Origin of the sequence: Nocardioides lianchengensis, from assembly GCF_900101465.1 — a bacterium.
GTDB classification, from domain to species: Bacteria; Actinomycetota; Actinomycetes; order Propionibacteriales; family Nocardioidaceae; genus Nocardioides; species Nocardioides lianchengensis.
The window spans coordinates 1-17,364 of the sequence record NZ_FMZM01000021.1; the positions used below are offsets into that span (position 1 = coordinate 1).

Genomic DNA, 17,364 nt, shown 5'->3' on the forward strand with positions numbered 1-17,364 from the left:
CCGACCCCCGAGCCGGACTCGACCCCGGCGTCCATGTCGGTGACCAGGGCGATCGCCGAGTAGCACATCCGCAGCTCCCGGGCGAGCGCCGCCTCGGGGGCGCCGGTCATGTTGATCAGGCTCCAGCCCTGGGCGCCGTAGTGGCGCGACTCGGCCCGCGTGGAGAACCGCGGCCCCTCGATCACGACCATGGTCCCGCCGACCTTCACCTCCGGGTCCGCGCCCGCGACCGCCAGCGACACCCGCGGGCAGTACGGGTCGGCGAAGGGCAGGTGCACGGCCCCGGTCTCGACGTAGCTGGAGATCCGGCGGTGGGTGCGGTCCACGAGCTGGTCGGGGACGACCACGTCACCCGGCGCGACCTCGGCGCGCAGTCCGCCGACCGCGCACGGAGCGAGCACCTGGCCCACGCCCAGCGAGCGCAGCGCCCACAGGTTCGCCCGGTAGTTGATCCCGTGCGGAGGGTGCTCGTGGCGCTTCCCGTGCCGCGGCAGGAACGCCACCCGGCGGCCCGCGACGGTGCCGAGGGAGACCGGCGCCGACGGGGCGCCGTACGGCGTCTCGACGACGACCTCCTCGGCGTCGCCGCCGGTCTGGGTAAGGAAGGAGTAGAAGCCGGTGCCGCCGATGACGGCGACCTCCGCCCGGGGTGAGCTCATGGCCGAACTGTGCCAGAGCAGCGGGGCGCGATAATCTCCGAGCGCCAGTCGACCATCACGTGAGTGAGGTCAGGGAACCCGGTGCGACTCCGGGACTGACGCGCAGCGGTGTGGGTGACGGGCGGGGCACGGGACGGGGGCGACCTCGGACCAGTCACTGGGCCGCGAGGTCCGGGAAGGCGCTCCGCACCGGTCGATCCCGAGTCCGAAGACCTGCTGGCCCTTGCGGCGACCGCCGCGAGGTCGACGCGGGCCTCGCGCACGGGCCCGGACCTCGAAGGACCTGATGTGCCTGGATCGTCCGGCGGATCGCCCCGCACCCGGCGGGACCGCTGCCCCGGCGTGCTGCGCCCCTGGCCGGCCGAGGACGGCGCGCTGGTCCGGCTGCGCCTGGTCGGCGGCCGGGTCTCCCCCGCGTCCCTGAGCGCGCTCGGCGAGGTCGCCCGGCGCTACGGCGACGGCGACGTGCACCTGACCGGCCGGGCCAACCTCCAGCTGCGTGGGCTGCCGTCTGGGCCGGACGGCGCGCTGCCCGCCGAGGTCGTCGAGGCGGTCGAGGCCACCGGCCTGCTCCCGTCGCGCACCCACGAGCTCGCGCGCAACCTGATGGTCTCCCCGCAGACCGGCCTGGCCGGCGGGCGGGCGAATCTCCGGCCGGTCGCCACCGACCTCGACGAGCGGCTCCGCGCCGCCCCCGACCTGGCCGCCCTGCCGGGCCGCTTCCTGTTCGTGCTCGACGACGGCCGCGGCGACCTCCTCGACCGCACCGCCGACCTGGGGCTGGTCGCCCTGTCCGCCCGGCTGGCGCAGCTCCGGGTCGGCAGCCGGCGCTGGGGCGACGTCGTACCCCTGACGAAGGCGGCGCAGTTCCTGGTCGTGCTGGCCCAGCGGTTCCTGGTCGCCGCCGGCACCGGGCCGGACGCGCCCTGGCACGTCGACGAGCTGGCGCTGCCGCTCAGCGAGCCGTTCCCCCTGGGCGGCGAGGCCCCTGCCCCGAGCGGGCCGCTCCCCCACGGCCCGGTGCCCGGCGGGCTCCACGTCGCCGCGCCCGACGGTGTCCTCGACCCCGACCTGGTCACGCGGCTGGCGTCGTACGAGCGCGAGCTGGTGGTCACGCCGTGGCGCGGCGTGCTCGTCCCCGACCCGGAGGAGACCCGATGAGGCGCCCGACCAAGCGCTACCCCTACGTCGACGACGGGCCCGCGATCTACGTCGACTCGTTCGCGACGATCCGGCGCGAGGCGTCGTTCGCCGGGCTGCCGACCGACGCGGAGAAGCTGGCCGTGCGGATGGTGCACGGCAGCGGCCAGGTCGACCTGGTGCCCGACCTGGTGGTCCACGACCGGCTGGTCGCCTCGGCCCGGGCCGCGCTGATGCTCGGCGCCCCGATCCTCTGCGACGCGCGGATGGTCGCGATGGGCATCACCGCCGGTCGGCTGCCCGCCGACAACGAGGTGCGGTGCTTCCTCACCGACGAGCGGGTGCCCGGCCTGGCCCGCTCCTTCGGCACCACCCGTACGGCGGCCGCGGTCTCGCTGTGGGAGCCGCTCCTCGACGGCGCGGTCGTCGCCATCGGCAACGCCCCGACCGCGCTCTTCCACCTGCTGGAGATGCTCGCCGACGGCGCGCCCCGCCCGTCCGCGATCATCGGCTGCCCGGTCGGGTTCATCGGCGCCGCGGAGTCCAAGGAGGCGCTGTCCAGCTTCGCCGCCGACCACGGCATCGACGTCCCGTTCGTGACGGTCCGGGGTCGCCGCGGAGGCTCGGCGATGGCCTCCTCGGCGATCAACGCGCTGGCCCAGGAGGAGGAGTGACCGGCCGGTTCTCCGGCGTCGGGCTGGGGCCCGGCGACCCCGAGCTGATCACCCTGAAGGCCGCCCGGCTGATCGGCTCCGCCGACGTCGTGGCTTACCACGCCGGGGTCGGCAAGCAGTCCAACGCCCGACGTACCGCCGCGGCGCTGATCCCGGCCTCCGCGATCGAGGAGGAGCTGCGCTACCCCGTCACCACGGGCGCGACCGAGCACCCGGGCGGGTACGCCGGCGCGCTGGCCGACTTCTACGAGGAGTCCGCCTCCCGGCTGGCCGCCCACCTCGCGGCCGGGCGCGACGTGGTCCTGCTGGCCGAGGGCGACCCGCTGTTCTACGGCTCGTTCATGTACATGCACGACCGGCTGGCCGAGCGCTTCGAGACCGAGATCGTGCCCGGCGTCCCCGCGTTCGCGGCCGCCACCGCCGCCGCGGCCACCCCGCTGGTGCGCCAGACCGACGTCCTCACCGTGCTGCCCGGCACCCTGCCCGAGCCCGAGCTGGCCCGGCGCCTCGCCGACACCGACGGCGCGATCATCATGAAGCTCGGCCGCACCTTCCCCGCCGTACGACGGGCGCTGGAGGCGGCCGGCCGCCTCGACGGCGCGCTGTACGTCGAGCGCGCGTCCATGCCCGAGCAGCGCTGGCTGCCCGTGGCCGAGGTCGACCCGGCGTCGGTGCCGTACTTCTCGCTCGTGGTCGTGCCGGGCGACTCGGTGCACGGGGCCGGCCGCCGGACGGCCGCCGACCCCGCGCTCACGCCGGCGGGCCGGCCCCGGGAGCTGCTCGTGGTCGGGCTCGGCCCCGGCCCGGACGCCTGGCTCACGCCGGAGGTCGAGGTGGCCCTGGCCGAGGTCGACCACGTGGTCGGCTACGCGCCGTACGTCGCACGGGTGCCGCAACGGCCGGGACTCCAGCGGCACGCGTCGGGCAACACCGTCGAGGTCGACCGGGCCCGGCACGCCCTCGACCTGGCGCGCGCGGGCGAGCGGGTGGCCGTGGTGTCGGGCGGCGACGCCGGGGTCTTCGGGATGGCCGCGGCCGTCTTCGAGGCCGCGGAGGACCCGGCGTACGCCGACGTCCCGGTGCGGGTGCTCCCCGGGGTCTCGGCCGTGCAGGCGGTGGCCGCGCGGGCCGGCGCCCCGGTGGGCGCGGACTTCGCGGTCCTCTCGCTGTCGGACCGGCTCAAGCCGTGGTCGGTCGTCGAGCGGCGGTTGCGTGCGATCGCGGAGGCCGACCTGGTGCTGGCCGTCTACAACCCGGCCTCGCGCTCGCGGACCCACCAGGTCGTCGAGATGCAGAAGCTGCTCCTGGAGCACCGCTCGCCCGAGACCGTCGTGGTCGTCGGCCGCGACGTCGGCCGGGCCGAGGAGTCGCTGACCGTGACCACCCTCGGCGAGCTGGACGCCGGGAGCGTGGACATGAAGTGCCTGCTGATCGTGGGCGCGTCCTCGACCCGGGTCAGCGCCTCGGGCGCGGTGTGGACGCCGCGGTTCGTCCACTAGCGACGCGCGGGCCGGATATCGTGCCCGACGTGCGGCAGCGCTCTCTCGAGACGGCCGACCGGTGTGCGTCACCGGCCAGCCTCCCCGGGGCTACCCCGGGGACCACCGGAACGTTCGGGCACGGCACCGCGCGCGACTCGCTGCGCTCCGCTGCAGGTCTTCGCGCGCACGACGGGACAGGTCGAGCAGCGCTGCCGCACCCCCACCTCGCCCCGGCGTCCGCGCCCCGGTGAGGGACGACCTCGCCCGGGCGCTGGCCGCCGGGTTCCTCGCCGGCGACTGGACGGCGACCGGGCTCCGCGCGAGCGGCGCGGGCGTCCTCGGGCGACGCCCGCGCTGGCTGGCTCCCCTCGTGCAGCAGACGCTCGACCTCTACCCGCGTCCTCCCCACGACCGCCCGCGGGAGCTCGCCACCAACCTCGCCGGGCTTCCCGCGGCGGCGAAGGCGCTCCGCACGCGTCCGGTCGCGCAACCCGTGGCCCCCACGCGGATGCTCGCCAACCGCTGGCGGCTCCCGGTGCTCGACGACCTCGGCGACCTGGCGGACCTCCTGGGGGTCACCGCCACCGAGCTGGACTGGTTCGCGGACCCGCGGCACCTGGCCCGCAGTGCCGCGGACGTCCCGCTCCAGCACTACCGGGTCAGCCACCGGATCGCACCCAGCGGCGCCGTCCGCGTGCTCGAGGCGCCCAAGCCGCGCCTCAAGGCCGTCCAGCGGCTGCTCCTCGACGAGGTCCTCTCGCGCGTCCCGCCCCACGACGCGGCGCGCGGGTTCCGGCCCGGCGGCTCGGTCGCGTCGTACGCCGCTCCGCACGCCGGCCGGCCGGTCGTCGTCCGGCTCGACCTGGAGGCGTTCTTCGCCAGCGTCACCGTCTCCCGGGTCTACGGGATCTGGCGTACGGCGGGCTACCCCGAGCCGGTCGCGCACCGGTTGGCGGGCCTGGTCACCGCCGTCCTGCCGCGCTCGGCGTGGCGCGCGGTCCCGCGGCCAGCAGGCGACGGGCTGCTGGACGCCCACTGGCGGCTGGGTCGCCGGCTGGCCGCCCCGCACCTGCCGCAGGGCGCGCCGACCTCCCCGGCGGTGGCCAACCTCGCGGCGTTCCGGCTGGACGTGCGGCTGAGCGCCCTGGCCCGGTCGTGGGGCGGTCGCTACACGCGGTACGCCGACGACCTGGCCTTCTCCGGCGCCACGGGCTGGGGCACCGGCACCTCCCGGCTCCTCGACGCGATCGAGGAGATCGTGCGGGACGAGGGGTTCCGACTCAACGCCCGCAAGACCGGCGTGATGCCGCGCGCGGGCCGGCAGACCCTCGGCGGGCTGGTCGTCAACGACCGACCACGAGTGGCCCGGGCGGAGGTCGACCGGCTCCGCGCGATCCTGCACAACTGTCGCCGGTCCGGGGCGAGCAGCCAGAACCGCGACGGCGTCCCCGCGTGGGAGCAGCACCTCCGCGGCCGGATCGCCTGGGTGGCCCAGCACGACCCGGTCCGCGGCGCCCGACTGCTCGCCGAGCACGACGCGGTCGACTGGAGCCGCTGAGCCCTACGCCCGCTCTACGCCCCGTGGGCGTCGAGCAGGATCCCGACCGCCTGCCGGGTCGCGGCGGTGCTGCCGCCGCGGACGACGGCGTACGCGCTGGCGCCGTCGAAGAGCAGGGTGAGCTGGAGGGCCAGGGCGTCCGGCTCGGCGACGTCGGCCTCGCGGGCGCGCTCCGCGAACCACGCCGTCAGCGCCTCCTTGTGCTGGCGCGCCGTGACCGAGGCGGGGTGGGCGGGGTCCTTCAGCTCGGTCGCGGCCCCGACGAACGGGCAGCCGCGGAAGCCGTCGTCCTGCGCGGCCCGCTCGAGCGCGTCGAAGACTCCGAGCACCCGCTCGCGCGGCGGAGCGTCCGCGCCCGGGTCGCCCATCGACCGCAGCGCGGCGCCGCGGGCCTCGAGCATCGCGACGATGACGTCGTCCTTGCCCGCGAAGTGCTGGTAGAGCGAGCGCTTGGAGACCTCCGCCTCGGCGCACAGCCGGTCGACGCCGACCGCGTGGATGCCGTCGGCGTAGAAGAGTCGCTCGGCAGCGGCGACCAGCCGGTCGCGAGCTCCGGGCTTGCGGGTGGTCGCGCTCACGAGACCGATCCTAGGTCCGCCCTTGCCGGAAGTAAACCGATCTGTGTACCTTCGTCGCAATACACCGATCGGTGTACTTCGACTCCGAGGAGACCCGCATGACCACGCTCGCCCACCAGACCGTCCTCGTCACCGGCGCCAACCGCGGCATGGGGGCCGCCTACGTCGCCCAGCTCCTCGAGCGCGGCGTCGCGAAGGTCTACGCCGCCGCCCGCGACCCGCGCTCCGTGGTCGCCGACGACCCGCGCGTCGTACCGCTGGAGCTGGACGTGACCGACCCGGAGTCGGTGCGCCGCGCGGCGGCCGCGGCCCCGGACGTGACCGTGGTGGTCAACAACGCGGGCCTGGCTGCCCCCACGTCGGTGCTGGCCGACGATCCCGCGGGCCTGCGGCGCGAGCTGGAGGTCAACCTGCTCGGCCCGCTCGCCGTCACGTCGGCGTTCGTCGAGGGGGTCGTCGCCGCGGGCGGGGCGATCGTGAACGTCGCCTCGGCCCTCTCCTGGGCGGCCCTCGGCCAGTCGTACGGCGTCTCGAAGGCGGCCCTGTGGAGCGCCACCGACTCGATGCGCTTCGAGCTCGCGCCGCGGGGCGTGCAGGTGGTCGGGGTCTACGTCGGCTACGTCGACACCGAGATGGTCAGCGGGGTCGACGCCCCGAAGGCGGACCCGGCCGACGTGGTGCGGCAGGTGCTCGACGGCGTGGAGGCCGGAGCGCTGGAGGTCCTGGCGGACGAGACGAGCCGCGGGGTGCGGGCGGGCCTGCACCTGCCCATCGAGGAGCAGTTCCCGCAGCTCGTCGCGTCCTGACCGATCAGGAGGAGGGGACCTCGACGCAGTCCGTGGCGCCCTTCGACGCCTCGGCGGCGGCCTTCGTGTCGTCCTCGTCGCCCTTGAAGTCGCTGTCGCCGTCGGCGATCGCCTGCAGCGCGTCGTCGGAGAGGTCGGAGTCGACGTAGAGCTTGGCCATGCAGTCCCAGTCGATGCCGTCGGTCGGCACGCTGTCGCCGAAGATCTCGCTGGCGTTGTCCTGCATTCCCTCCGAGACCTCGTCGACGGACGGCCGGCCGCCGCCACCGCAGGCGGTCGCGAGCGTGACGACGAGGAAGGCGGAGGCGATCAGCTTCGGGGCACGGTTCTTCAAGTCAGGATCCTGTCTTCGGGGGGATGCCGGCCGAGTGGGGCACGGCGTCCGGGACCCTCCCCTGTCGCGCCGACCCCCACACCCCGTCTAGACAGGTTTCTTTACCTTTCGGGTGAGGCGTACGTCGCACTCGGACCGGCGCTCGTCCGGCGCCTACCGGGACTCCTTCGCCGAGCGGTCCCGGGCCGGGTCGTAGAGGTAGGACTCCCCGCCGGCGGCCGGGTCGAGCGCGCGACCGACCAGGACCACGGCGGCCTGGCGCAGCCCGGCCGCCTCGACCTGGTCGGCGACGTCGGTCAGGGTGCCGCGCAGGACCAGCTCGCCGGGCTGGCTCGCCCGGTGCACGACGACGACCGGGCAGTCGGCGCCGTACTCCCCCACGAGCTCGGCGGCCAGCTCCCGGATCCGGGTGATGGCCAGGTGCAGGACCAGGGTGGCCCGGGTCGCGGCGAAGGCGGCCAGCGACTCGGTCGCGGGCATCTTCGTCGACCGGGCCTGGGTGCGGGTGAGCACGACGCTCTGGGCGACGAGCGGCACGGTCAGCTCGCGGCCGACCAGGGCCGCCGCGGCGGCGTACGCCGGGACGCCCGGGGTGACGTCCCACGGCACCTCGGCGGCGTCGAGGCGACGGCCCTGCTCGGCGACCGCGGAGTAGACCGACGGGTCCCCCGAGGTCAGGCGTACGACGTCCCGGCCGGCGCGGTGGGCGTCGACGAGGTGGCCGACGATGGCGTCCAGGTCGAGGTCCTGGGTGTCGACGAGCCGCGCGTCCGCGCGACAGTGCGAGAGGACGGCGGCGTCGAGGTAGGTGCCCGGGTAGAGCACCACGTCGGCGGCGGCCAGCATGCTCGCCGCCCGCAGGGTCAGCAGGTCGGCCGCGCCGGGTCCGGCGCCGACGAAGTGCACGGTCATGGGTGCTTGCTCCAGCTCCACTGGGTGACGGTACGGGCGGGGGTCCACCCGGTGAACGAGCCGATGGGCGCGGCGTGCTCGACGCCCACGCGGGTCAGCTCGCCGCCGAGGTCGGCGTACCTCTCCGCGAGGAGGACCTCGGTCTCGATCGTCACGCCGTGGACCACGAGTCGGCCGCCGGGGCGGAGCCGCGCGACACACGCGTCGAGGAGGCCGGGAGCGGTCGCGCCGCCGCCGACGAAGACCGCGTCGGGGGCCTCCGCCGGCAGCACGCCGGGTGCGCGCCCGGTGACGACCTCGAGGGCGGGTACGCCAAGGGCCGCGGCGTTCCGGGCGATCCGCGCGGCCCGCTCGGGGTCGGCCTCGACGGCCACCGTGCGGCAGGACGGGTGCGCGCGCATCCACTCGATGCCGACCGACCCGGCGCCGGCGCCGACGTCCCAGAGCAGCTGGCCGGGCTGCGGCTGCAGGCGGGCCAGCGCGACCGCGCGCAGGTCGCGCTTGGTGAGCTGGCCGTCGTGCTCGAAGGCATCGTCGGGCAGGCCGGTCGCCCAGGAGCCGACCACCGGACCGTCGAGCTCGAGGGCCAGGACGTGCAGCCGCGGGCTGGTGCCGTTCCAGGACGCCGCCGTGCCGGTCGCGCGCGACTCGGTCGGGGCGCCCAGGTCGCCGAGGACGGTCATCGCGCTGGCGCCGTACCGGGCGTCGGTCAGGAGGCGGGCCACCTCGGCCGGGGTCCGCTCGTCGGAGGAGAGCACCAGCACCCGGCGGCCCGGGGCGAGCTCGCGGAGGACCGCGTGCGGGTCGCGGCCGACGACGGTCACGACCGCGGTCGTCTCGGCCGGCCAGCCCATCCGGGCCCGGGCCAGGGCGACCGAGGACACCGCTGGGTGCAGCTCCACCGCGTCGGCGCCGAGCAGGTCGACGAGGGTGCCGCCGATGCCGGAGACGAGCGGATCGCCGGAGGCGAGGGCCACGACGCGGCGACCGCTGTGCCGGGCCAGCTCGGCCGCGAGACCCGGCCGCAGCGGGGACGGCCAGGGTCGTCGTACCTGGCCCGGGACGAGCGGGACGAGGTCGAGGTGGCGCGCACCGCCCAGCAGTACGTCGGCGCCCGCGACCAGGTCGGGCGCCGCCGGCCGACCGTCCGCCCCGACGCCGACCACCGTCACGCGAGCGGCGAGGGCGAGCAGCACGTGGTCGCGCAGCAGCGGCGCGAGGTCGGCGTCGGTCGCGTCCGGCTCGACCCAGCGCAGCTCCTCGATCTCGCCGTCCGCGACGGGGGTCCCGGTGAGCTCGGCGGTGAAGACGGTCGACTCGAGCACGGCACCGGGCTCGTTGGCGGCCTCGGTGGTGAACTCGCCGAGGTAGCGGACCTCGATGTCGAGCCCGATCTCCTCGCGGACCTCGCGCACCGCCGCCTGCGCCGGGGTCTCCCCCGGCTCCAGCTTGCCGCCGGGCTGCATGAAGCGCGTCGTCCCCCGCTTGCGCACGGCCAGCACCCGGCCGGCGTCGTCGCGCAGGCAGACGGCGGCGACCACGATCCGGGCGGTGGTCTGGGCGGGGTCGGCGGGCACGGGGGCTGACGCTATCGTGACCGCACAGCCACGAGGTGCCCTGCGTCCGCAGGGAGAATCTGGGAAGCCGGTGAGAGTCCGGCACAGGCCCGCTGCGGTGACCTGCGACGACGCGCGAGCGTCGATCCGGGAAGTCCGAAGACCGGCCTCGCGGCTCCTACCCATGGCGGACGAGCGGGAGCCTCCCTTGCCAGCTGAGTCACTGCAGTACCCCTTCTGTGCCGTCGTCGGCTCCGACGACATGGCCCTGGCGCTGATCCTCACGACCATCTCGCCGGAGGTCGGCGGCGTGCTCGTCCGGGGCGAGAAGGGCACCGCGAAGTCGACGATCGTGCGGGCGCTGGCCGCGGTGCTGCCGCCGATCGACGTGATCGCCGGCGATGCCTTCTCGACCGCCCCCGCCCTCTCCCCCGACCCCTCCGTCGAGGTCGAGACCCGGCCGGTCCGGCTCGTCGAGCTGCCCGTCGGCGCCACCGAGGACCGGGTCCTCGGGTCGATCCAGCTGGAGAAGGCGCTGTCGTCGGGCGTGACCGAGTACGAGCCCGGGCTGCTCGCCCGCGCCCACCGCGGGATCCTCTACGTCGACGAGGTCAACCTGCTCCACGACCACCTGGTCGACCTGCTGCTCGACGCCGCGGCCATGGGCCGTTCGACCGTCGAGCGCGACGGCATCTCCTTCTCGCACGCCGCCCGGTTCGTCCTCGTCGGCACCATGAACCCCGAAGAGGGCGAGCTGCGCCCGCAGCTGCTCGACCGGTTCGGGCTGACCGTCGAGGTCGCCGCGCCGCGCGACCCGGCCGTGCGGGTCGAGGTGGTCCGCCGCCGTCTTGCGTACGACGCCGACCCCGCCGCCTTCGTCGCGCGCTACGACGAGGAGCAGCGCGCGCTCACCGACCGGATCCGGGCCGCTCAGCAGCGGGTCGCCGCGGTCGAGCTGACCGACGCGGCCCTGCTCGCGATCGCCGAGGTCTGCGCCGCCTTCGACGTGGACGGCATGCGCGCCGACATCGTCACCGCGCGCACCGCCGTCGCGCACGCGGCCTGGCACGGCCGCACCTCGGTGACCCGCGAGGACATCCGGGCCGCGGCCCGGCTGGCCCTGCCGCACCGGCGCCGTCGTACGCCCTTCGACGCGCCCGGCCTCGACGAGGACCGGCTCGACGAGGTGCTCGGCGAGGACGACCCGGAGCCGGACGGTCCGCCGGACGGTGGTCCCGAGGGGGGTGGCACCGAGGGGGGTGGCACCGACGGGGGCGGCACCGATGGGAGCGGCACCGAGGGGCAGTCGGGTGACGGGGGTTTCGAGACGGGCGCTAGCGCGCCCTCCTCAACCACCGGGGGGGCCGCGCCCGGAGGGACGGTGGCGGCGGGGACGCCGTACCGACCCCGGCTGCTGACCGTGCGCGGCACCGGCCGCGGCGAGGCCGGCAAGCGGAGTCGTGCCCTGACCGAGACCGGCCGCAGCGTCGGCAGCAGCCACGGCACCCGCGGCCCGGTCGACCTGGTCGCCACGCTGCTGGCGGCCGCGCCGCACCAGCACGCCCGGGGCCGTACGGCGGGCCGCCTGCTGCTGCGCGGCGCCGACCTGCGCGTGGCCACCCGCGAGGGGCGCGAGGCCAACCTGGTGCTCTTCTGCGTCGACGCCTCGGGCTCGATGGCCGCGCGCAGGCGGATGGAGCAGGTCAAGACCGCGATCCTGTCGCTGCTGCTCGACGCCTACCAGCGCCGCGACAAGGTCGGCCTGGTCACCTTCGGCGGCGACGGCGCAGACCTCGCGCTGCCGCCCACCGGCTCGGTCGACATCGCCGCCGCGCGGCTCGACCAGCTGCCCGCGGGCGGCCGCACGCCGCTGGCCGAGGGCCTGCTGGAGGCCGCCCGCGTGCTGGAGGTCGAGCGGGTCCGCGACCCGCGCCGCCGCCCGCTGCTGGTCGTCGTGACCGACGGCCGGGCCACCGCCGGGAAGGACGCCGTCGCCCGGTCGCGGCAGGCCGCCCGGGTGCTCGCGAACGCCGGCGTCCAGAGCGTCGTCGTCGACTGCGAGAGCGGCGCGATGCGGCTCGGTCTGGCCGGGGTGCTGGCCGAGCACCTCGGCGCGGAGCACCTCGCCGTCGCCGAGGTCAGCGCCGAGGCGCTGGCCGGCGTCGCCCGCGACGGCCGCGCGGCATGAACCTCTACGACGCGATCGCCCGGCGCCGCGACGTGCGGGCGGAGTTCAACGGCGACCCGGTCGACCCGACCGTCCTCGACCGGGTCCTCGGCGCGGCCCACGCCGCCCCGAGCGTCGGGCACAGCCAGCCCTGGGACTTCGTGCTGGTCCGCGACCTCGGGACCCGCGCGACCTTCCAGGCGCACGTCGCGGCCGAGCGGGCGTCGTACGCCGAGTCCCTGCCTGTCGACCGCCGCGAGGTCTTCGAGCGGATCAAGGTCGAGGGGATCCGCGAGTCGAGCCTCGGGGTGGTCGTCGCCCACGACCCCGACCGCGGCGGCCCGCAGGTGCTCGGCCGGCACGCGATCGACGACGCCGGCCTCTACTCCACCTGCCTGGCGATCCAGAACCTCTGGCTGGCCGCCACCGCCGAGGGCCTCGGCGTGGGCTGGGTGTCGTTCTACCGCGAGGAGTTCCTGCGCGACCTCCTCGGCATCCCCGCGCAGGTGCGGCCGGTCGCGTGGCTCTGCCTCGGGCCGGTCACCCATGTGCAGGACGTCCCCGACCTCGAGCGGCACGGATGGCGGCGGGGTCGCCCGCTGAGCGCCGCCGTACACGCCGAGAAGTGGAGCGCCTGATGCCGAAGGGACAGCCCCTCGCCGTACCGGACGACGGGCTCACCACCGCCCAGCGCCGCCGGCTGCCGCTGCTGATGGTCAACACCGGTGACGGCAAGGGCAAGACCTCCGCCGCGTTCGGGATGGCCATCCGCGCCTGGAACCAGGGCTGGGACATCGGGATCTTCCAGTTCGTGAAGTCGGCCAAGTGGCGCATCGGCGAGCAGAGCGTCCTCGAGCGCCTCGGCGAGCTGCACCGCGAGACCGGCGAGGGCGGCCCGGTCGAGTGGCACAAGATGGGCGCCGGCTGGTCCTGGTCGCGCAAGGCCGGCGACGCCGAGGACCACGCCCGCGACGCCGCCGAGGGCTGGGCCGAGGTCAAGCGCCGGATCGCCGAGGAGCGGCACGACCTCTACGTGCTCGACGAGTTCACCTACCCGATGGAGTGGGGCTGGGTCGACGTGGACGACGTCGTCTCCACGCTGCGCGGCCGCCCCGGACGGCAGTACGTCGTCGTCACCGGCCGCCGCGCCCACCCCGCCCTGGTCGAGGCCGCCGACCTGGTCACCGAGATGACCAAGGTCAAGCACCAGATGGACCGCGGCCAGAAGGGCCAGGCGGGGATCGAGTGGTGACTCCCCTCCCGCGCGTGGTGATCGCCGCTCCGGCCACCGGGCAGGGCAAGACCACGGTCTCGACCGGCCTGATGGCCGCGCTCGCCCGCGCCGGCCACGACGTCAGCGGGCACAAGGTCGGGCCGGACTACATCGATCCCGGCTACCACGCGCTCGCCTGCGGCCGGCCCGGCCGCAACCTCGACCCGCACCTGGTCGGCGAGGAGCGCGTCGTCCCGCTGCTGCTGCACGGCGCGGCCGGCGCCGACGTCGCCGTCGTCGAGGGCGTGATGGGCCTGTACGACGGCCGCGTCGGCGGGAACGGCTTCTCGTCGACCGCCCACGTCGCGGCCCTCACCCGCACCCCCGTCGTCCTGGTGGTCGACATCTCCCGCTCGTCCCGCTCGATCGGCGCGGTCGTGCACGGGATGGCCACCTGGGACGACTCGGTCGAGGTCGCCGGCGTGATCCTCAACAAGGCCGGCTCCCCCCGGCACGCCGCGGAGGTGCGCTCCTCCATCGACCTGCCGGTCCTCGGGGTGCTCCCCCGTGACGACGGCGTCGCCGCCCCCTCGCGCCACCTCGGGCTGGTGCCCGCGGCCGAGCGCGAGCTCTCGGCGGCGGCCCTCGACCGACTGGCCGAGCAGGTCGCCGCGCACGTCGACCTGGACGCCGTGCTCGCGGTCGCCGCGACGGCGCCCGACCTGGCCGACGCGGCCTGGGACCCGGCGGCCGTCGTACACCCGCCGTCGCCGCAGCGGCCCGTCGTCGCGATGGCCGGTGGCCGGGCGTTCACCTTCCGCTACACCGAGACCGAGGAGCTGCTGCGCGCGGCCGGCTGCGAGGTGGTGGCGTTCGACCCGATGACCGACCCGGCCCTGCCGCCCGGGACGGCAGGGATCTACCTGGGCGGCGGCTTCCCCGAGGTGCACGCGGGCGCACTCAGCGGCAACGCGGCGCTGCGGCGCGACCTCGCGGCGGCGGTCGCGGACGGCGTCCCGACCGTGGCGGAGTGCGCCGGGCTGCTCTACCTCTGCGCCTCACTGGACTCCTCCTCGATGGTGGGCGCCGTCACCGCGGAAGCGGTCATGACCGAGCGACTGACCCTGCGCTACCCGACGATGACGGCCACCACCGACAACCTGCTGACCCGCTGTGGAGAAGTCGTCACCGGCCACGAGTTCCACCGCACGCACGTCACCCCGGTCGCCGGCGCGACGCCGGCCTGGGAGGTCGACGGCACGGCCGTCGGCTTCGCCGGCCCGCGGCTGCACGCGTCGTACCTCCACACGCACTGGGCGGGCCACCCGCAGCTCGCCCAACGGTTCGCGGACGCCGTCCATGGATGACGGGCTCCGCCACCACGGGGACGCGGAGCTCGGCGACGGGCTGCTCGACCTCGCCGTGAACGTGTACGACGGCCCACGCCCGCCCTGGCTCGACACCGCCCTGCGCGACAGCCTGGACGACCTCGGCGCCTACCCGAGCGCCCGCGCCGCCGAGGCCGCCCTCGCCGCCCGGCACGACCGCGCGCCCGACGAGGTGCTGGCCACCGCCGGTGCCGCGGAGGCCTTCTCGCTCGTGGCCCGGCTGCGGCAGTGGCGGAGGCCGGTCGTCGTGCACCCGCAGTTCACCGAGCCGCACGCGGCGCTGGAGCAGGCCGGCCACGAGGTGACCCCCGTCGTCTCCTGGGACCTCACCGGCATCCCCGAGGACGCCGACCTGGTCGTCGTCGGCAACCCCACCAACCCCACCGGGGCCCTGCACCCCGCCCGCCGGATCGCCGACCTGGCGCGGCCGGGCCGGGTGGTGCTGGTCGACGAGGCGTTCATGGACACCGTGCCCGGCGAGACCGAGTCGCTGACCCGGCACCCGGACCTGCTGGTCACCCGCAGCCTGACCAAGCACTGGGGCATCCCGGGGGTGCGCGCCGGCTACCTGCTCGGCCCGGCCGCTCTGGTCGCCGAGCTGCGGCGCGGCCAGGTCGCGTGGTCGGTCTCGACGACCGCCGCCGCGGCGATGATCGCCTGCTGCACGCCCGAGGCGCTGGTGGAGGCGGAGCGTCGTGCGGTCGAGATCGCGGACTGGCGCGCCGTCCTGGAAGCGGGTCTGAGCGACCTCGATGTCGCGTACCTCCCGTCGGCGACGTCCTTCGTGCTCGCCCGTCCCGGCGCCGGCGTGCACGAGCGGCTCCGGGCCGCAGGCGTCGCCGTACGACGGGCCGACACCTTCCCCGGCCTGGACGGGACGTGGATCCGGGTCGCGGTCCGCTCGACGCCGACCACGACCCGGTTCCTGGACACCCTGCGCGGGTGCCTGTAGCTCAGCAGTTGGCGTCCGTCTCCTCGGTGCGGGTGTGCCACGGCGTGTTGAAGGTCGGCGCACTGACCGACACGTCGTTCACGTACCAGTAGTAGTGGCCGTAGTACGGGTCCCCGAAGTGCATCTCGTAGGTGCCGGTGACCGTCGAGCGGTCGGCTGCGACGTAGAGGTTCACCGCCTTGCCCGGGCTGACGGTCTGGGTGAGCTTGTCCTGGGTGGTCTTCGACCAGGTCCACTCGTGCCCGTACGTCGTCTCGATGCTCACCTCGTAGACGTCCTTCAGCCCGGCCTTGACCCCCAGCGTGATGCCGAGCGAATTGGTCTCACCCTCGGTCGAGGACCAGTTGATCTCGCGGGTCTGGGAGTCGGCGGCGCAGTTGGCCGCGCTGCCGGCGAACTTGAACTCCCCCTGCGAGATCGTCTCGCCGCTCGGGTGGAACTCGCACACGTCGAGGTCGCCGCCGTCGCACTTGTCGAGGAGCTCCTGGACGGTCGGTGAGTCCTCGGCTGCGGTGATCCCGCGCGCCCCGGGCTGGCCCGGCTTCCCGGCGGTGACGTAGGGCCCGCTGCTGGTCCCGCTGTCCGGCGCAGCGCTCGCGCTCGTCGGGGCGAGCGGGACGGTCAGGGCGGTGGCGGCGGTCAGGGCGACGGCCGCGGTGGTCTTGCGCATCATAGGTGCTCTCCTCAGCTCATGCCGACGCGCCAGGCGCGGTCGCTGAAGGCGCCGACGTCCGGGTTGTCGTCCTCGTAGGGGCCTTCCTTGGTGCCGGCCTCGTCCCACAGCCACACCCAGCAGTTGGCCCAGGACTGGGTGGAGGTGACGCGGTTGCGCCAGTCCTCGGGGAGCTCCAGCTCCCACTCCATCCAGCCGTCCTTCTTGCAGGGCGCGCCGATCGTGATCGTGTACGACGACCCCTGGTAGCGCGCATCGTCGTACACGACCGCGCCGATGACCTCGCCCGCCGCCCCGACCTGCCGGTTGGCCGCGGCGACCTCCTGCTCGAGCTCGACACCGCCCGGTCTCGCGCCGTCACTGAGCTCGATCCGGTCCCCCGAGGCGGCCGAGAGCGCGGACTCGAGTGACGCGTAGCAGCGCTCCGTCCCGGTCTCCGCGGAGACGACGCAGTGGGTGCCCTCGGCGGCCACGACCGCCGAGGCCGGCACTCCTGGAACGAGGCCGACCACGACTCCTCCCAGGACCGCGGCACTTCCGAGCTGGATCTTCGTCGATGTGGGGATGACTCCTCCTCGATGTTGGAAGATGTCTCTTTACCTTCGAACAGGTCCGAATCTGGCGCATCGGGGGAACCCCTTGCGTGTGACAGGGGTCTCCTCCCAGCCGTCGCCGGTGGTTGAGCAGGTCGCGCTAGCGACCGTGTCGAATCCCCCGCAGCCAACCCGCCTCGCCGAGCGCTGCCGCCTTGGCCGGTCGTGGGCTGCAGATCCGTCCGGGTCGTCGTTGTTTGGCTGGCTACCGGGTCAGGTCCGCGGGTGGTCGCGGTCGGCGGCCGGGCAGCTGGTCGCTCGCCGCAGCACGTCCGGAGGGACCTTGCGGGCGGTAGGGAGAAGGGGCCACCTGGCCTCCACTCGCTTTTCTTCACCGCGACGACCCCCAACACAAGCCCGGCGCAATCCCCGTCCGGTACGGCGGGGACCAGCTCATCGACCTCGGCGGCGACGGCACCCCCTACGTCCAAGACCTCTGCCTCGGCGAGCTCGCCATCGCCCGCCACACCCACCTCCTCTCCACCCGCGCAGTGATGGCCGACGCCCTCGACCTGCGCCACCGCCTCCCCCAAACGTGGGCCATCGTCCAGACCCTCGCCTGCGAGGCGTGGGTCGCGTGCCGGGTCGCGTCCATGACCCGCAAGCTGTCGTTCGACCAGGTCGCGCTGGTGGACGAGGCCGTAGCCCGGGCGATCGGCGGGTGTGCGCCCGGGCGGGTG

Annotated in this window: 15 protein-coding genes, 2 pseudogenes and 2 riboswitches; of the genes and pseudogenes, 10 read left to right on the top strand and 7 right to left on the bottom strand. The window is 75.2% G+C overall.

The features are described 5' to 3' along the window. Positions 1-659, bottom strand: a 659-nt coding sequence (locus BLT76_RS25115; protein ID WP_090861063.1) for an S-methyl-5'-thioadenosine phosphorylase, incomplete at its 3' end; no start/stop codon positions are given. A gap of 28 nt (positions 660-687) precedes the next feature. Continuing rightward, positions 688-894: riboswitch (cobalamin riboswitch) on the top strand. A 53-nt stretch (positions 895-947) separates the two neighbouring features. On the opposite strand from BLT76_RS25115, the gene BLT76_RS25120 reads away from it, so the two are divergent. From BLT76_RS25120 to BLT76_RS25135, 4 genes are all read left to right on the top strand, one after another. Then, positions 948-1,820: a nitrite reductase gene (locus tag BLT76_RS25120; protein WP_090861064.1), complete on the top strand. Its 873-nt coding sequence runs from the start codon at positions 948-950 to the stop codon at positions 1,818-1,820. After that, complete coding sequence (locus BLT76_RS25125) at positions 1,817-2,473, top strand: precorrin-8X methylmutase (protein WP_090861065.1); 657 nt, start codon at positions 1,817-1,819, stop codon at positions 2,471-2,473. Before BLT76_RS25120 ends, BLT76_RS25125 begins: the two co-directional genes overlap by 4 nt. Beyond that, a complete protein-coding gene (locus tag BLT76_RS25130) occupies positions 2,470-3,972 on the top strand; it encodes a precorrin-2 C(20)-methyltransferase (protein WP_090861066.1) in 1,503 nt (500 codons plus the stop codon). Before BLT76_RS25125 ends, BLT76_RS25130 begins: the two co-directional genes overlap by 4 nt. A gap of 229 nt (positions 3,973-4,201) precedes the next feature. Continuing rightward, complete coding sequence (locus BLT76_RS25135; RefSeq protein ID WP_090861067.1) at positions 4,202-5,512, top strand: reverse transcriptase family protein; 1,311 nt, start codon at positions 4,202-4,204, stop codon at positions 5,510-5,512. A 14-nt stretch (positions 5,513-5,526) separates the two neighbouring features. Here the strand turns inward: BLT76_RS25135 and BLT76_RS25140 are convergent, their stop codons facing one another. Further along, entirely contained in the window at positions 5,527-6,090 is a 564-nt protein-coding gene (locus tag BLT76_RS25140) for a TetR/AcrR family transcriptional regulator (protein ID WP_090861068.1), read from the bottom strand. Positions 6,091-6,188: 98 nt separating this feature from the next. Between BLT76_RS25140 and BLT76_RS25145 the strand changes: the two genes are divergently transcribed. Beyond that, entirely contained in the window at positions 6,189-6,896 is a 708-nt protein-coding gene (locus BLT76_RS25145) for an SDR family oxidoreductase (RefSeq protein ID WP_090861074.1), read from the top strand. 4 nt (positions 6,897-6,900) lie between these two features. Here BLT76_RS25145 and BLT76_RS25150 read toward each other — a convergent pair whose 3' ends face one another. The 3 genes from BLT76_RS25150 to cbiE all read right to left on the bottom strand — a co-directional run bounded on the left by BLT76_RS25150 (position 6,901) and on the right by cbiE (position 9,719). Then, positions 6,901-7,230, bottom strand: a complete 330-nt coding sequence (locus tag BLT76_RS25150) for a hypothetical protein (RefSeq protein ID WP_090861069.1) — start codon at positions 7,228-7,230, stop codon at positions 6,901-6,903. A 153-nt stretch (positions 7,231-7,383) separates the two neighbouring features. Beyond that, on the bottom strand, positions 7,384-8,142 hold the full coding sequence (gene cobM, locus BLT76_RS25155; protein ID WP_170867257.1) for a precorrin-4 C(11)-methyltransferase: 759 nt from the start codon (positions 8,140-8,142) through the stop codon (positions 7,384-7,386). Further along, the gene (gene cbiE, locus BLT76_RS25160; protein ID WP_179714417.1) at positions 8,139-9,719 is read right to left on the bottom strand and encodes a precorrin-6y C5,15-methyltransferase (decarboxylating) subunit CbiE; all 1,581 of its coding nucleotides are present in this window, start codon (positions 9,717-9,719) and stop codon (positions 8,139-8,141) included. The genes cobM and cbiE overlap by 4 nt, the downstream gene beginning before the upstream one ends. 16 nt (positions 9,720-9,735) lie before the next feature. Continuing rightward, positions 9,736-9,884: riboswitch (cobalamin riboswitch) on the top strand. Between the two features lie 22 nt (positions 9,885-9,906). Between cbiE and BLT76_RS25165 the strand changes: the two genes are divergently transcribed. The 4 genes and pseudogenes from BLT76_RS25165 (at position 9,907) to cobBC (ending at position 15,418) form a co-directional block, all read left to right on the top strand. Beyond that, on the top strand, positions 9,907-11,886 hold the full coding sequence (locus tag BLT76_RS25165; protein ID WP_244509575.1) for a VWA domain-containing protein: 1,980 nt from the start codon (positions 9,907-9,909) through the stop codon (positions 11,884-11,886). Then, complete coding sequence (bluB, locus tag BLT76_RS25170; protein ID WP_090861071.1) at positions 11,883-12,503, top strand: 5,6-dimethylbenzimidazole synthase; 621 nt, start codon at positions 11,883-11,885, stop codon at positions 12,501-12,503. Before BLT76_RS25165 ends, bluB begins: the two co-directional genes overlap by 4 nt. Further along, the gene (gene cobO / locus BLT76_RS25175) at positions 12,503-13,117 is read left to right on the top strand and encodes a cob(I)yrinic acid a,c-diamide adenosyltransferase (protein WP_090861077.1); all 615 of its coding nucleotides are present in this window, start codon (positions 12,503-12,505) and stop codon (positions 13,115-13,117) included. Before bluB ends, cobO begins: the two co-directional genes overlap by 1 nt. Then, positions 13,111-15,418 (top strand): annotated as a pseudogene (gene cobBC, locus BLT76_RS26730) (bifunctional hydrogenobyrinic acid a,c-diamide synthase/histidinol phosphate aminotransferase CobBC). The gene cobO and the pseudogene cobBC overlap by 7 nt, the downstream one beginning before the upstream one ends. A 1-nt stretch (position 15,419) precedes the next feature. Here cobBC and BLT76_RS25185 read toward each other — a convergent pair. Both BLT76_RS25185 and BLT76_RS25190 read right to left on the bottom strand, forming a co-directional pair. Further along, positions 15,420-16,091, bottom strand: coding sequence for a hypothetical protein (locus BLT76_RS25185; protein WP_090861072.1), 672 nt, complete (start codon positions 16,089-16,091; stop codon positions 15,420-15,422). An 11-nt stretch (positions 16,092-16,102) separates the two neighbouring features. Beyond that, positions 16,103-16,603, bottom strand: coding sequence for a hypothetical protein (locus BLT76_RS25190; RefSeq protein WP_139175873.1), 501 nt, complete (start codon positions 16,601-16,603; stop codon positions 16,103-16,105). A 575-nt stretch (positions 16,604-17,178) separates the two neighbouring features. Here BLT76_RS25190 and BLT76_RS26075 point away from each other — a divergent pair. Further along, positions 17,179-17,364, top strand: a pseudogene (locus BLT76_RS26075) (DUF222 domain-containing protein); the annotation flags it as partial.